14 protein-coding genes are annotated in these 16053 nt (G+C 47.9%); 7 read left to right on the forward strand and 7 right to left on the reverse strand.

The window, feature by feature from the left end; translation table 11 throughout:
- Positions 1-296 precede the first annotated feature (296 nt).
- From pheS to QZ327_RS00030, 6 genes are all read left to right on the forward strand, one after another.
- Complete coding sequence (pheS, locus tag QZ327_RS00005; protein WP_294616082.1) at positions 297-1331, forward strand: phenylalanine--tRNA ligase subunit alpha; 1035 nt, start codon at positions 297-299, stop codon at positions 1329-1331.
- 75 nt (positions 1332-1406) lie between these two features.
- On the forward strand, positions 1407-2603 hold the full coding sequence (locus tag QZ327_RS00010; protein ID WP_294616083.1) for an MFS transporter: 1197 nt from the start codon (positions 1407-1409) through the stop codon (positions 2601-2603).
- Positions 2600-3274: an endonuclease III gene (gene nth / locus QZ327_RS00015; RefSeq protein ID WP_294616084.1), complete on the forward strand. Its 675-nt coding sequence runs from the start codon at positions 2600-2602 to the stop codon at positions 3272-3274. The genes QZ327_RS00010 and nth overlap by 4 nt, the downstream gene beginning before the upstream one ends.
- Positions 3275-3362: 88 nt before the next feature.
- A complete protein-coding gene (gene pgk / locus QZ327_RS00020) occupies positions 3363-4622 on the forward strand; it encodes a phosphoglycerate kinase (protein ID WP_294616307.1) in 1260 nt (419 codons plus the stop codon).
- 75 nt (positions 4623-4697) lie between these two features.
- Complete coding sequence (locus QZ327_RS00025; RefSeq protein ID WP_294616085.1) at positions 4698-5723, forward strand: porin; 1026 nt, start codon at positions 4698-4700, stop codon at positions 5721-5723.
- A gap of 125 nt (positions 5724-5848) precedes the next feature.
- Positions 5849-8044, forward strand: coding sequence for a tetratricopeptide repeat protein (locus tag QZ327_RS00030; protein ID WP_294616086.1), 2196 nt, complete (start codon positions 5849-5851; stop codon positions 8042-8044).
- Positions 8045-8360: 316 nt separating this feature from the next.
- On the opposite strand, the gene QZ327_RS00035 is transcribed toward QZ327_RS00030, so the two are convergent.
- The 5 genes from QZ327_RS00035 to QZ327_RS00055 all read right to left on the reverse strand — a co-directional run bounded on the left by QZ327_RS00035 (position 8361) and on the right by QZ327_RS00055 (position 11278).
- The gene (locus tag QZ327_RS00035; RefSeq protein WP_294616087.1) at positions 8361-8945 is read right to left on the reverse strand and encodes a Maf-like protein; all 585 of its coding nucleotides are present in this window, start codon (positions 8943-8945) and stop codon (positions 8361-8363) included.
- A 100-nt stretch (positions 8946-9045) separates the two neighbouring features.
- The gene (locus QZ327_RS00040; RefSeq protein ID WP_294616088.1) at positions 9046-9576 is read right to left on the reverse strand and encodes an HAD family hydrolase; all 531 of its coding nucleotides are present in this window, start codon (positions 9574-9576) and stop codon (positions 9046-9048) included.
- A 25-nt stretch (positions 9577-9601) separates the two neighbouring features.
- On the reverse strand, positions 9602-10402 hold the full coding sequence (locus QZ327_RS00045; RefSeq protein ID WP_294616089.1) for a Rossmann-like and DUF2520 domain-containing protein: 801 nt from the start codon (positions 10400-10402) through the stop codon (positions 9602-9604).
- 1 nt (position 10403) lies between these two features.
- Complete coding sequence (locus tag QZ327_RS00050; RefSeq protein WP_294616090.1) at positions 10404-10739, reverse strand: hypothetical protein; 336 nt, start codon at positions 10737-10739, stop codon at positions 10404-10406.
- Positions 10740-10741: 2 nt separating this feature from the next.
- Positions 10742-11278 carry a nitroreductase family protein gene (locus QZ327_RS00055; protein ID WP_294616091.1) on the reverse strand — a complete coding sequence of 179 codons (537 nt, stop codon included), beginning with the start codon at positions 11276-11278 and terminating at the stop codon, positions 10742-10744.
- A 79-nt stretch (positions 11279-11357) separates the two neighbouring features.
- On the opposite strand from QZ327_RS00055, the gene QZ327_RS00060 reads away from it, so the two are divergent.
- Entirely contained in the window at positions 11358-12341 is a 984-nt protein-coding gene (locus tag QZ327_RS00060; RefSeq protein WP_294616092.1) for a GNAT family N-acetyltransferase, read from the forward strand.
- A gap of 45 nt (positions 12342-12386) precedes the next feature.
- Here QZ327_RS00060 and QZ327_RS00065 read toward each other — a convergent pair whose 3' ends face one another.
- Both QZ327_RS00065 and QZ327_RS00070 read right to left on the reverse strand, forming a co-directional pair.
- Positions 12387-14642 carry an alpha-amylase family glycosyl hydrolase gene (locus QZ327_RS00065; RefSeq protein ID WP_294616309.1) on the reverse strand — a complete coding sequence of 752 codons (2256 nt, stop codon included), beginning with the start codon at positions 14640-14642 and terminating at the stop codon, positions 12387-12389.
- Between the two features lie 307 nt (positions 14643-14949).
- Entirely contained in the window at positions 14950-16050 is a 1101-nt protein-coding gene (locus QZ327_RS00070; RefSeq protein ID WP_294616093.1) for a SusE domain-containing protein, read from the reverse strand.
- Positions 16051-16053 lie beyond the last annotated feature (3 nt).

Genomic DNA, 16053 nt, shown 5'->3' on the forward strand with positions numbered 1-16053 from the left:
CGTGTTCTTATCCGTTTGTTCTTCACCGGTCCGTTTCCGTTTGTCCGCTTCCGCCTGTCGGTTTGCGCGGTCTCTCCGGTCGTGTCTCCCGGTATAGTTGCCGGTTTTTGACTCCTGTCCCGAAAGGAGATAACTCCTTCCAACTCCCTTTAACTCCTGCAAATGAAAAAGTGGTGCGCTACGGGCGATAATCGTAAGACCACTAAAAATAATATGCGGCGATTGAGAGCGGAACAATGATAAAATTGTATCTTTGCACCGTTTTATATAGTTAAGAAATCAATAACATCAACGATATGATAGCTAAAATCAACGAGCTTCTGCAAGAAGTGGAAGCGCTGAAAGCCGCTAACGCCGAGGAACTGGAAGCGCTGCGCATCAAGTACCTCAGCAAGAAAGGAGCCATTAACGAACTGATGGCAGACTTCCGCAACGTGCCTGCCGACATGAAGAAGGAAGTGGGCATGCGCCTGAATGAACTGAAAAACAAAGCGCAGGACAAAATCAGTGCCCTGAAAGAACAATTCGAGAGCCAGGACAACGGTTGTGATGACCTTGACCTTACACGTTCGGCTTATCCCGTAAAACTGGGAACACGCCATCCGCTCAGCATCGTAAAGAACGAAATCATCGACATATTCGCCCGCATGGGATTTAACATCGCCGACGGTCCGGAAGTGGAGGACGACTGGCACGTGTTCTCTGCCATGAACTTTGCGGAAGACCATCCGGCACGCGACATGCAGGACACGTTCTTCATCGAAAACAATGCCGAAAACGTATCGCACAACATCATCCTGCGTACGCATACATCGAGCGTACAGAGCCGCATCATGGAGACGACCCAGCCACCTATTAGGGTGCTTTGTCCGGGACGTGTGTATCGCAACGAGGCCATCAGCTACCGCGCGCACGCATTCTTCCACCAAGTGGAAGCACTGTTCATAGACCGCAACGTATCGTTCACCGATTTGAAGCAGGCGTTATTGCTCTTTGCCCAGGAAATGTTCGGCAAGGACACCAAAATCCGCCTGCGTCCTTCATACTTCCCGTTTACGGAACCGAGTGCCGAAATGGATATCAGCTGCAACATCTGCGGCGGCAAGGGATGTCCTTTCTGCAAAGGAACGGGTTGGGTGGAAATCTTGGGTTGCGGCATGGTGGACCCCAACGTATTGGAACTGAACGGCATCGACAGCAAGGTGTACAGCGGATATGCCTTAGGAATGGGTATAGAGCGCATTGCCAACCTGAAATACCGCGTAAACGACTTGCGCCTGTTCTCCGAAAACGACACACGTTTCCTGAAGGAATTCGAGGCGGCATATTGATTTTCAGGAGTCGGAGGAGTTATCGTCTTAACTCCTCCGACTCCTTCCCCCATTCCCAATCAACATTAACTCCCCATGAAAGAGCGGCTCGTAACTCCCGGTTATTGTTTCATCCTCGCAGCCAACTTTCTGCTGTACTTCGGCTTTTGGCTGTTGATACCCGTATTGCCTTTCTATCTGACCGAAGTGTTCGGCACGGGAAAATCCGCTATCGGCATCATCCTCTCCTGCTATACGGTTGCCGCATTGTGCATCCGTCCCTTCTCCGGCTATCTGCTGGACAGTTTTGCACGGAAACCGTTGTATCTGCTGGCATACTTCATCTTCATGGCGATGTTTGCCGGCTATGTCATTGCGGGGTCGCTGGCGCTGTTCATCCTGTTCCGCATCATACATGGCGTGTCGTTCGGCATGGTAACGGTGGGCGGCAACACGGTGGTTATTGACATTATGCCCTCGTCAAGGCGTGGCGAAGGACTGGGATACTACGGGCTCTCCAACAACATAGCGATGGCAGTGGGACCTATGTCGGGGCTGTTTCTGCACGATGCGGGTATGAGCTATACCACTATTTTCGGCTGTTCGCTGGGTTCGTGCATTGCCGGATTTATCTGTGCCTTGCTGGTAAAGACTCCCTACAAGCCGCCCGTCAGGCGCGAACCAGTATCGCTGGACCGCTTTATCCTGCTGAAAGGTATCCCTGCGGGCATCAGCCTGCTTTTGTTGTCCGTTCCTTACGGGATGACCACCAACTATGTGGCCATGTATGCCAAAGCAATCGGCATACATGCCACTACCGGCTTCTTCTTCACGCTAATGGCGGCGGGCATGGCAATCTCGCGCATCTTCTCCGGCAAGGTTGTGGACCGGGGGAAGATAACACAGGTGATTTCGGCAGGCATGTACATCGTGGTATGCAGTTTTTTCCTGCTCTCGGCATGCGTCTATATCATCCGGTGGAACAGCGCGGCATGCAGCACCATCTTCTTTGCCGTGGCATTGCTGTTGGGCATCGGTTTCGGCATCATGTTTCCGGCATACAACACGCTGTTCGTCAACCTCGCCCCCAACAGCCAACGGGGCACGGCAACCTCCACCTACCTGACCTCGTGGGATGTGGGAATAGGCATCGGCATGCTGACGGGCGGATACATTGCGGAAGCCAGCTCCTTCGACAAGGCATATCTGTTCGGAGCCTGCCTGACAATCGTCTCCATGCTCTACTTCAACGGCAGGGTAGCTCCCCATTATCATAAAAACAAATTGCGATGAGAAAGAAAGAACGTTACGAGAAAATACTCTTCTGGTTCAGGGAAAACCGCCCCATAGTGGAAACCGAGTTGCATTACGGCAATCCGTACGAACTGCTGGTGGCGGTCATCCTCTCCGCCCAATGCACGGACAAACGGGTAAACATGGTTACTCCCGCCCTCTACCGGGATTTCCCCACCCCCGAAGCGCTTGCCGCCACTACGCCGGAAGTGGTATACGAATACATCCGCAGCGTATCCTACCCCAACAACAAGGCAAAACATCTGGTAGGCATGGCGCAAATGCTGGTGAAGGAATTCGGCAGCCAAGTGCCCGATACGCTGGAAGAGCTGGTGAAGCTTCCGGGCGTAGGCCGCAAGACGGCGAATGTTATCCAATCGGTTGTTTTCAACAAAGCCGCTATGGCGGTAGATACCCATGTATTCCGCGTAAGCCACCGGTTGGGGCTGGTGTCCGACAAATGTACCACCCCGTTCAGCGTAGAGAAAGAACTGGTAAAACACATCCCTGAAGCGGACATCCCCATTGCCCACCACTGGCTCATCCTGCACGGACGGTATGTATGCCAGGCACGTGCACCCCAATGTGACAACTGCGGTTTGCAATTGATGTGCAAATTTTATTGCCGGAAGTATAAAGTGAGCAAAGAGAGCGGCGAAGGACAAGAATAAATAATTATTTCATAGCGGAAAAAAGAAATAAATAGTAACTTTGCCGTCACAAAAAGAAAATAGTAACACTTTTAAATAAAAACAGAATATTATGACAATTGACCAATTCAACTTTGCCGGAAAAAAGGCATTCGTTCGCGTGGACTTCAACGTGCCCTTGGACGAAAACTTCAACATTACAGACGATACCCGTATGCGTGCCGCTCTTCCTACATTGAAGAAGATTTTGGCTGACGGCGGCAGTATCATCATCGGTTCCCACCTGGGTCGTCCGAAAGGTGCAACCGACAAGTTCTCGCTGAAACACATCCTTAAGCATCTGTCGGAACTGCTGGGTGTTGAGGTACAGTTTGCCAACGACTGCATGGGCGAAGAAGCTGCCGTGAAGGCTGCCGCTCTGCAACCGGGTGAAGTGCTGTTGCTCGAAAACCTCCGTTTCTATGCCGAGGAAGAAGGCAAACCGCGCGGTCTGGCAGAAGACGCTACAGACGAAGAAAAGAAAGCTGCCAAAGCTGCCGTGAAGGAGAGCCAGAAAGAATTTACCAAGAAACTGGCTTCTTATGCAGACTGCTACGTGAACGACGCATTCGGTACCGCTCACCGCGCACACGCTTCTACGGCATTGATTGCTAAATACTTTGACAAAGACAACAAGATGTTCGGCTACCTGATGGAGAAAGAAGTGAAAGCCGTAGACAAGGTGTTGAATGACATCCAACGTCCGTTCACTGCCATCATGGGTGGTTCTAAGGTTTCTTCTAAAATCGAAATCATCGAAAACCTGCTGAACAAGGTGGACAACCTGATTATCACAGGCGGTATGACTTATACGTTCACCAAAGCCCAAGGTGGTAAAATCGGTCTCTCCATCTGCGAAGACGACAAGCTGGACCTGGCTCTCGACCTGTTGAAGAAGGCAAAAGAAAAAGGCGTGAACCTTGTATTGGCGGTAGATGCCAAGATTGCCGACTCTTTCTCTAACGATGCCAACACACAATTCTGCAAGGTGAACGAAATTCCCGACAACTGGGAAGGTCTGGACATAGGTCCCGATACAGAAAAGATGTTTGCCGAAGTCATCAAGAACTCCAAGACCATCCTTTGGAACGGTCCTACGGGCGTATTCGAATTCGACAACTTCAGCCACGGTTCACGTTCGGTAGGTGAAGCTATCGTAGAAGCAACCAAGAACGGTGCATTCTCACTCGTAGGCGGTGGCGACTCTGTAGCTTGCGTCAACAAGTTCGGCTTGGCAAACGGCGTATCTTACGTTTCTACTGGTGGCGGTGCATTGCTCGAAGCAATCGAAGGAAAAGTTCTTCCGGGTATCGCTGCTATCAACGAATAAAACAATCCTTATTTATACAAAAAGCAGCTCTTTGAAAAAAGGGTTGCTTTTTTTTTAATCATCTATCCGACACACATGAAACGAATTCTACTATCCTGCATTCTTTTTCTCTCCATATATGTACTGAAAGCCCAAGATACACACCTGAAGAATGTGGTAAACACCCTGAAAGAACGCATCACGCTGGAAGGTTATGCCCAAGTGGGATACACCTATGACGATGCCGGCGAAAAAGCCGTTAACACCTTCGACATCAAACGGGCGATACTCATGGCGCGCGGCAAGATTACCGATAAATGGTCGTGCTACTTCATGTATAGCTTTGCCAATACCGGAAAGATACTGGAAGCCTATACGGAATATAAATTCATGCCCCAGCTCACTGTCCGACTCGGGCAGTTCAAGACGATGTACACCATCGAAAACCCGATATCTCCTTGCTATGTGGAACTGATAAACTGCTATTCGCAGGCAGTCAACTACCTGGCAGGCATCAACGGAAGCGACCCGTTATACGGTTCGAACAGCGGCCGTGACATGGGACTGCTTATTTACGGTGACCTTTTCAAAAAGAAACTGAGTTATAACCTTGCCGTCATGAACGGACAAGGCATCAACCAAAAAGACAAAAACCACCAGAAAGACATAGTAGGCGGGATGATGTTCCATCCGCTCGACTGGCTGTCGGTGGGCGGCTCGTTCGTCAAAGGCAAAGGATGTGCCGTAGCCGCATCTTCTATCAATCAGGAGATAGCCGTGGGCGACAACTATACACGCAATCGCTGGTCGGCAGGCGCTACGGTCAAGACAAAACCCCTCAGCCTGCGCACTGAATACCTTGCAGGCAAGGACGGACATATAAAGAGCGACGGATATTACGCTACCGCATCCGTGCATGTACTTCCGAAGTTCGACATCATAGCATCGTATGACTATCTCAACAAGGACAAAGCACAGGATTACAAACAGAGTAACTATGTGGCAGGTGTGCAATGGTGGTTCTATCCCAAATGCCGCTTGCAGGCACAATATACTTATTGTGATCCTCATAAGGGGGAAAGTTCCAATTTGTTACAGGCACAGGTACAAGTACGTTTCTGATGCTTTGCTTCATTAAGAAAGCCAAAAAACCTGAGACGAACGCAGGAAATTCAAGATATCGGTGAAACCCTTTTGGTACTCTTTTTGTACCTTTGTGACATATAATCATTAATGAATACAATCTTATGAACGAGCAAGCCGTACAAGAGCAATATCGACATATAGTCAGTCTGCTGGAACAAAAACGCCTGACGGAAGCCCAGACGCAACTGGAAGCCTTTTTATGGAACTGCAACGACTGGACACTCCGCAACCGCCTGGAACAAGTGAAGACGTCCTATCAATATATGTTGCAATACATGCGTCAAGGCGTGAACGACCCGGAACGGCACAAACTCTATCTGCAACTCCTGGCAGAAACCTGGGAAATTGCCGAACAGGCACGCATCTGCCTGCTTGATGAAGTTTCCACCCATTATTACCACGCCCTGCATAAGAACAAAAAGAGCATGGTGGCAGGCTACGGCATGGCTTCCTGGCTGAAAGTCTTGGAATCCTTTCCCGATGATATGGCAGTGTGCCGGCTCATGCCGGACAATAAGCAAAGCCTGGACGGTGCCCTGCAACGGCACGAAGAGACTGCCCAATACCTGTTCCTTACCACATGGGGCAACAGTGGATGGACAGCGGAAGAAGAACAGGAAGCCCGGATGTATCTGGAATCCGAGTTGCTACCTGTAACTGACCTATGCCTGTTTGCCGGAGCCATTCTGCTCAGCCTGATGGAGTGTTTCGACCCGCGTAAGTTTTCCTGGCTGTTGGATGCCGCAACGCATGCCGACACACAAGTGAACCAGCGTGCCCTGGTGATTATCGCCATTGTACTGCACATACACTCCAACCGTCCGGAATTATATCCCGAACTGACGGCAAAGATGTCTCTCCTGAACGAGGACGGCAGTTTCGGCAAGCAACTGAACCGGGTTTATGTCCAGTTATTACGTAGCCGGGAAACAGAGAAAATAGACAAGAAAATGCGCGAAGAAATCATCCCGGAAATGATGAAAAACGCTACCATCATGCGTAACATGAAGTACGGCTTCGAAGAGAGCATTGACGAAGACGACCGTAATCCGGATTGGGAGAAAGCATTTGAAGAGTCCGGCTTGGGAAACAGGATACGCGAAATGAACGAACTGCAATTGGAAGGAGCCGATGTGTATATGAGCACGTTTGCCCAACTCAAGAATTATCCGTTCTTTCAAGATCCTCATAACTGGTTCTACCCGTTCGATATGCAGCATTCCAGTATCATACGGGAGTTCGGACTGAAGCCTACGGAAGAGAACACCATCCTGTCGCTAATACTGCAATCGGGGTTCTTCTGCAACAGCGACAAGTATTCCCTGTGTTTTACAATGGCACACATCGCGCAAGCGCAACGTGACATGATGCTGAGCCAAATGACATCGCAGGATTTGAACGAACTGATGGAAGCAAGCAAGTCTTCCGGCCTACAGCAGTATGCACGGCGTCCGGACGTCATCAGCAACCAATACATCCACGACCTGTACCGCTTCTTCAAGTTAAGCCAACGCCGGCACGAGTTCCGTGATATCTTCAAGGAAGAAATAGCCCTACACCGCATCCCGGCACTGAAAGAAATGCTGTGCAAACCGGAATTACTGGTTGCCACAGCCGATTTTCACTTCCGGAAAGAACATCCGGCAGAAGCATTGTCCGTCTATCAGGAAGTAATAGCCATGAATCATGCCGATGCCGACATCTTCCAGAAAGCCGGGTATTGCCTGCAAAAGGAGAAACGCTACAAAGAAGCCATCGATGCCTATCGGAAAGCGGATGTGCTGAAGCCCGACCATGTGTGGACCATCCGCCACCTTGCCACTTGTCACCGCCAACAGCGCGACTTTGCAGCAGCACTGGAGTATTACAAGAAAGTAGAAACCATACAACCGGAAAACAGAAATATCATCTTCTTCATCGGCAGTTGCCTGGCAGAACAGGAACGCTATGAGGAAGCCTTGCAATATTTCTTCAAACTGGATTTCATGGAGAACGATTGTATCAAGGCATGGCGCGCTATAGGTTGGTGCTCGTTCGTCAGCGGAAAGTTCGAACAGGCCATGCGATATTACAATAAGGTGCTTGCCTTGAAACCTATTACCACAGATTATCTGAATGCCGGACACGTAGCCTTGCGTTTGGGAAAGATGGAAAAGGCAGCCGGACTATATGGAAAAGCAGCCGCAGAAAGCGGAAGCAGGATCACATTTCTTGAAATGTTCGATAAAGACAAGGAGACACTCATCAGACTGGGTATCGATGAAAAAGATATCCCGTTAATCAGGGACCTGGTCTGACCCGGCGAACTGCCTGTTTTCCATAAAGAAAAGAAGAGGGGACGAAATCATGAACGGTCTACATAATCACTCTTTACAGATGCTGATGGCACGGATAACACAGATAAATCAGAGAAACACCACATTGTCCGTATCATCCGCATCTAAAAGACAGAGCATAAGTTATTTCGCCCCTCTTCCTTAAAAAGGATTCTCGTTTCCTTTAAGGAAGACAAAAGATTCCTTCCTAAGGAAACAAGAGTTTTTCCCAAAGGAAACGGACATTCTCATAGGCATAAAATGTAAAACACAGACAAGGAAAGCCCCGAAAGTTCTACTATTTTACTTTAACAAGCTCCTTATAAAGCCGTTGCACCGGCAATCCCATGATGTTATAATAGCTGCCCGAGATATTCTCCACCCCGATAAATCCAATCCACTCCTGCACACCATACGCACCGGCTTTGTCCATAGGTCGGAATTTGTCTACATAGTAAGTAATCTCTTCTTCGCTCAGGTTGGAAAAACACACTTCCGTCCGGGCTGCAAAGCTCCGCTGCCATTCTGTCGTAGTGATACATACACCGGTAAAAACTTCATGGATACGACCGGACATATCCCGTAGCATACATAGTGCATCTTCCCTGTCCTTTGGTTTGCCAAGCACCCGTCCATCCAACCAGACAATGGTGTCGGCAGTTATCATCAGTTCGCCCGGTTGCAACATGTTACGATAAGCATCCGCTTTTTCTTTCGCTATATAAAGAGGTATATCGGCTCCCTGCAATGTGTCGGGATATGACTCGTCCACATCCGGCAGAGTGCGCACTTCGTAGTCTACGCCAAGTCCTGCCAGCAACTCCTTGCGCCGGGGAGAATTGGACGCAAGAATGACTTTGTATTTGTTGAGGTTGTCCAGCATTGTGGATTGTGAATTTTAAATTATGAATTTTGAATTATGTATTATCAACAGACAAGGAGAAAGACCAACAGACAAAGGTTATCAACCACCGGTAAGGGGATTACCAACCGAAGGCTTTCTCATCTGCCATCCAAAGACCTTTTACCTTAAGAAACTGCTCCACGATATCACGTCCGCAACCACATCCCCCATCCTTGTGGGATATATAACGCGCCACGGCTTTTACCTCGGGGGCAGCATCACGCGGACAGCAAGGCAAACCGCAAGTGCGCATCACTTCGATGTCGGGAATGTCATCGCCTACATACAGTATTTCTTCGTCACGCAAACCGTAACGGTCGCGGAAGTCGCGGTAATCGTGTATCTTGACGGAAGACCCCATATAGATATTCTCCGCCAATAGTCCCAAAGCAAGAAAACGCTTGCGCACCGCCTCCGTACGCCCGCCGGTAATAATCGCCAACGGAATTTCATATTTGGCAGCCAAATGCAGGGCGTAGCCGTCTTTGATGTTAACGGTACGCAGCGGTTCACCGTCCGCGTTCATCGGGAGAACATTGGCACTCAATACACCGTCCACATCAAAGGCAAGGGCTTTTATTTTGTTTAAATCGTAATTGATTGTACTCATGCCGTTATTTACTTATTTCCAACATCTATTCAAGGCAACTGTTTTGCCGGTGTATGCTTTCACTAATCAGCCGGTAAAGTTCCTGCATACGCGGTTCATCGGAAAGCATCCGCAAATGGTTATTGATGACATTTTCATCGTATCGCACTGCCGGTCCCGTCTGCGCAAGACGCGGTTCGAGTTCATGTACCTTGCGGGCAGTCTCGTCTATCAGAGGCAACATCACCTCAAAGGGCAGCCGGTATTTCTTCAACAGTTCGGCAGCAAGGGCATACATGTGGTTGGTGAAATTGCAAGTGAACACCGCCGCCAAATGCAGACTCTTGCGCTGTTCGGATGTAGCCTCGTAGACTTTCCCGGACAACACGGAAGCGATGTCTTTCAGCATCCGGGCATCTTCCGCCGAATTGCTTTCCACAAAAACAGGTATCTGCCGGAAATCCACAACACGCCGCTTGCTGAATGTCTGCATGGGATAGAACACACCGTATCGGTTTACCCTACCCTCCCAAATGCCCATCGGGATACTGCCGGCAGTATGCACCCACAGGGCATTCTCTTTTCCGGCAACTATCTCGGGCAGCAACTGCACGAAAGCCGCATCTTTCAAGGCAACGATATAAAGTTGCGCATCAACCGCCACGGACGACAAGTCAGTGGTATAAGCGGCTTCCACTGCCTGTGCCAATGCACGTGCCGACTCTTCCGTCCGGCTGTATATCTGCACGATACGGAATCCTTTACAGTAAAGTGCCTTTGCAAGATTCGTAGCCAGGTTACCGGCTCCGATAAATACAATCGATGTATCTTCTATGCTTCTCTTCATCTTATCTTGTAGATACCAAATATAGAATACCGCCTACAATCAATAACGCCACCGGCAACAAATAGGCGGAAATTGTGCCAAGCAGGGCGGTTATCAATCCGAAATTCAATACAAGCCACAAGCCTATCAGCACCAGCCCCACCGACTTGTCGTGTTTGAACATCAGGAATATGATTGCCGTATAAAGCAGAAAATTATCCCGGTTCATCACCCACGGCAACCCCAATGCAGAAAAATGCAACAGTTTGTCTATCAGATAAAGCACGCCGAACACAATCAGCGTGACAGCCGTAGCCTTGTATGTGTCCTTGTTATTATTTGCTTTTGCCGCGCTCACCGTTATTTCCCTCCATATTTATTAAGGTGAATCTTTTCCCATTGCAGGTTGTCTTCATTGAAAGGTTTGCGTTCCATTCCTTTATGACCTATGGCAATGATGCTGAGTGCCTGCAACTGCAAAGGTATGTCGAGTACATCGTGCACATATTCGCCGGAAGACATGCCGGATGCAGTGAAACGTTCGCGAAGCTGTACCCAACAACTTCCCAAACCCATATCCTCAGCCTGAAGTTGCAGGTAAATGGAAGCGATGGAAGCATCTTCTATCCAGACATCGCTTGCCAACGGGTCGGCTGTCACCACCACCGCCAATGCGGCTTCCGCGATGAACTGCGAAGCCTGCTCTTTACAGAAAGATAGTTTTTTCAATGTTTCCCTGTCATCCACCACGATAAACTGCCACGCGTTGCTACGCTTGGAAGTAGGCGACATCAAGGCGGCTTTCATCAACGTAACCACCTGTTCCTGCGTCAATTCCTCTTCCGTAAACTTCCGCATGCTACGACGGGCTTTTATCAATTCGCTAAAACTTTCCATACATGTATATCGTTTAGAAATGAATACTTTGTCGTTAAATGCGGCAAAGATACAAGATTATTTTTTTAAATTTGCAGCAATGCCCTTGAAACTGACTACATACTACCGAGGGAGCCAAGTGCCCGAACTGCCGGGCACCAACACATTCCACTCTACGGAACTGTTTCGTATCTACGAAGCGACTCCGGGATATACCCCTTTGCTTATTGTGGCATCGGAAGGCGGAACGGTCGTTGCCAAACTGCTTGCCGCCATACGTAAAAGCGTACGCATATTCCCCCCATCCATCATCAAACGGTGCGAAGTATACGGTATGGGAGAATATTTTGACGAAACCATTGACAAGGAGAGCGTTTTCGGCGATATGCTGCAACGTCTCACAGACGAAGCATTACGCGAAGCGTTTCTTATCGAATTCCGCAACCTGGACAATTCACTGTCCGGTTACAAAGTATTCCGCAAGAACCGTTACTTTGCCATCAACTGGTTGCGTGTGCGTAATTCGCTACACAACGTGGAACGGGCGGAAATCCGTTTCAGCCCCTCGCGCATCCGCCAAATCAAGAAAGGATTAAGAAACGGTGCCCACGTAAAAGAGGCACATACCCCGGAAGAAATCCGCGCTTTTGCCAAAATGCTTCATCACAACTACTCCGCGAAAATACGACGCCATTTCCCCAGTATGGACTTTTTTCTACAGTTGGAAAGGCTGATGACGCAAAATCGGAAAAGCCGTATTTTCATTGTAACCTACAAAGACAAGGTTATCGGCGGAAGCGCCTGCATCTACTCCGACGACAATGCATACCTGTGGTTTTCGGGCGGCATGCGCAAGACATACGCCTTGCAATATCCCGGTATCCTTGCCGTATGGCAGGCATTACGCGATGCCAAAGAGCGCGGATACCGTCATCTGGAATTTATGGATGTCGGACTCCCGTTCCGCAAACACGGCTACCGAGATTTTGTACTCCGGTTCGGCGGAAAACAAATCAGCACCCGACGCTGGTTCCGTTTTCGTTGGGAATGGCTGAATCGGATGCTGATTAAGATATATGAATGAATCCAGTATAGTTTTACAGTCTTTTGTATATTAAGGACATGTCTCTTATTTGAAAGTAGTGAATACCAAAGCCGTATGGGCAGGCACTTTCATTTTCCGAGTACTGCCATTTATCTCCACCTCATCACCTGTAAGATAGTTATACCATTTGCCTGCAACAGGAAAATCAACCGTATATTCTTTTGCCTCAGGTGTAAAGTTACCGGTCACTACCAAATGTTTCGTGGTAGTTGAAATTGTCAGATAACGCCCATTATCCCAATTACCGGCATCCGCTTCCCAAGAGAAAGCAGCATTTTCCACAAATAATTCGGGATTGGACGTACGCATAGCAATCAGTTTTCGGTAACTGTCCACCAACGTGGCACGTTCTGTCTCATACTCCCAGTGAAGGGGCTTTCTGCTTGTCTTCTGGCTATCATCATCTTCTCCTTTAGGATAATTGATAGATACGTCATACCCCATCTCGCCAAATTGCCATACCATTTTCGGTCCGGGAACTGTGAAACAAAAAGCAGCATTAGCAACCAAGCTACTCATAAAGGTATTCATATTTTCTTTAATATCGCCATTGCCATAAGCCTTCATCTTATAACCCACACGCTGTTCGTCATGGCTTTCCATGTAGCCTACATATCCGCCAAACGCCACATTATCGCCATTGGCATATAGCCCGGAGAAGCCGCTACCTTCCTGCCATCCCATACCGGACTGACAAAAAGCGTGATTCAAATTACGCCAGACGTGCATGCCGGCAGCAGTCAAATCCAGATTTTCCGAATCGCAGAAGTGCTCCAATATGACAACGGCATTGGGCTTAACCTGAAGGATGGCATCATTGTAGTCTTTCAAAACAGCCACACGGTCGGCATCATAATTACTTGCCGAAGATTCATCGCTACGTGTTTGCGTAAATCCTTTCGTCAAATCAAAACGAAAACCGTCCACATGATACTCTTCCAGCATAAACTTCAGACTGCGTTTCACAAATTCGCGTACCAGCGGAGAATTATGATTGAAGTCATGAAACACACTGAAAGGATGAGGGGCATCGACATTAAACCACGGATTATTGGAGGCAGTTTTGTTGGCAGTCCCGTCCCAATAAAGCTTGGCAAACGGATGATTGCCTGTGGCATGGTTATAAACCACGTCCAAAATCACAGCCATACCCCGCTGATGACAAGCATCAATGAATTCCTTGTACATCTTCTTCGTACCATACGCTTTATCCATAGCAAAATAGAAGCACGGATTATATCCCCAACTATCATTCCCATCAAACTCCTGTACGGGCATCAACTCTATAGCGGTCACGCCCAAATCTTTCAGATAGTCCAGCTTAGCCATAGCACCATTGATATCTCCCGATTCGGTAAAGTCACGGAATAGCATCTCGTAAATAATCAAATTACCGGCATCTTTTACCTCAAAAGGAGTCCATGCGAAGTTATCTTTACGAATCTTGAATACAGATACTATGCCGATTCCGCCTTCGGGATACACACGTTCATTTTCGGGATACGTAGAAGCCGGAATATACTTGTCCATCTCCTTGTCAAGTATCTTTTCGCAATAGGCATCCGCCAGCCGCATAGAGCCTTCAGCGGCAGTACCCACATAATACTGGAAAGCATATTCTTTATCCGCATCCAGATTATCAAGCGTAATCCACCAACAACCCGCTTCTTCATCGCGATACATCTGAGATTCTTCAGTGTTGCTCAGTCTCCAGCCGTTGAAGTCACCCACTACATATGCGTAATCTTTATGATTTCCATTCACGTCTTTATCATACATTACCAATGTCACAGTAGAGTTGTCAACGATGTTGATGCCGTGCCGAACACCGGCAGGCATTGCCTGATTCTTTATCTCACCGGGAATAAAACCGGTGTATTGATTATCTTCTACAGCAATAAATGTATCAGGCGTCTGTTTATCACCTTCCGAGCTACGTACTATCATCCCTAACTTTTCAACAGGAGTCGTACCGGAACCATACCACTCGCGGATAGAGGGTGATAAAGTAATGCTCCAAATACCGGTTGCCTTTTTAGTAAATTTGCATTTTTCAAGATTCTGATTCCAATCGGCAGGAACAAATTGCCAAACGCCTTCCACAATAACACCCGTATGCAGATAGACATCACCTTCATACCCGTTCAGAGGAGAAGAAGTTCCCGCTTTATACGTAATGGTCAAAGGCAGGTCGGCATTGAGCACCTCAACCGAATAATTAAAACCATCGACCAGTTCTGCCGGCTTATCCGTATCTTCCTTAGGCGGAAAGTTCGGCATGTTCTTATCAACAAACTCATCACCGCAAGACGAAAACACCAATAAAAAGATGAAAAGAGTTGAATAAAAAGAGTTTTTCATAAGTATTGATTATTAATTTTCAATATTCACTTAATAATATAAATTTCAACAGGCAATGAGGGTACACTTCAAAACAACTTATGCACTATCTTCTAAACGCAGATGACACGGATAACGCGGATTCTTTTTTTTGATTTATCTGCGCTACCTGTGTCATCAGCGTCTGAAAAGTGTGATTATGTAAACCATTTATGGTTTCGATACATCCTCACCTATTGGTCAAATTTTAGTTTTTAGTAACTACAAGTTGTTGCTTCACCTTGTTAAAGTACCACTTGATAGTGTAATTACCATCTTCCGGAACGATAAAATTACCATCCTTGCCTTCCACAGTCGTATCAACTGCACCGGGACCTACATCATCACTCCAAGTTCCATCCGGACGGATTTTCCAACCCTCATTTGCCTTCAAATCAAGCGTAGCTTCCAAGAAGTACTGAGTTGTACCGAACTTGACTTCCGTACCCAGGGTCATTTTGACATCGGGAGTATTTCCCCAAGCGTTGTGTACGCCGACTACTCCCCAGGAATCATGAGCCTTGGATACTTTCAGGACAGCAGTAGATTTATCAAATTCAAAGTAGTAACTTGTATGTGAATAAGCTTCAATATTACCCCCCCCGGAAGTAACAAGAGTGGCCGTAGTAGCTTCCGGTTCTATCGCATCCTTAAGAGCCGCCCATTCTGCTCCCCATTGACCTTGCGGTGTCAGTTTCCATCCATTCTGAGCCTTGCCGTCAAAGTAAACCATACCGGCATAACTGTCATCCTCATTGGCAGAATAGATAAACTGGCTGTTGCCATGATTCCAACCGCAATAATCACCGACAATCCAAATCTTCGGATATTCGCGTTCACCCACGAACGGAGTGATATTGGTAGAAATCGTATTCGAATAAACAGGCTTCACAGCTTCCGAGATAGAAGAAGAGATACGGAGTTCAACATCAACGGGATCCACTCCCATTCCGGCATCTTCCAACAGTCCCAGCAACAAATTGTTCAAATCATTGTGAGTAAGCGCATATTCTCCCCCCTTGCCGACAGAAGCCACGACCCTCTTTTGGGCAAAATCGTTCCCGGCAATGTCCAGTTCAACATTGTTGGTCACCGCAGCCTGATAACCCATATCCGGCTCAGTCCACTTCAAGGTAAAAACCACTTCTTCCGATTTCTGTGCATCCAACTCATAGGATGCATCCAGTGCAGTGAATACAGCCGGCTTTGCCAAACTTGCATCGTATGTCACCGTATCCAAATTGCTTTCGCAAGCATTGAACGCCAATGCCAAACTTAAAGCAGATATATAGCTAAATACTTTTTTCATAAT

It is taken from the genome of uncultured Bacteroides sp., assembly GCF_910578895.1.
GTDB lineage: Bacteria > Bacteroidota > Bacteroidia > Bacteroidales > Bacteroidaceae > Bacteroides.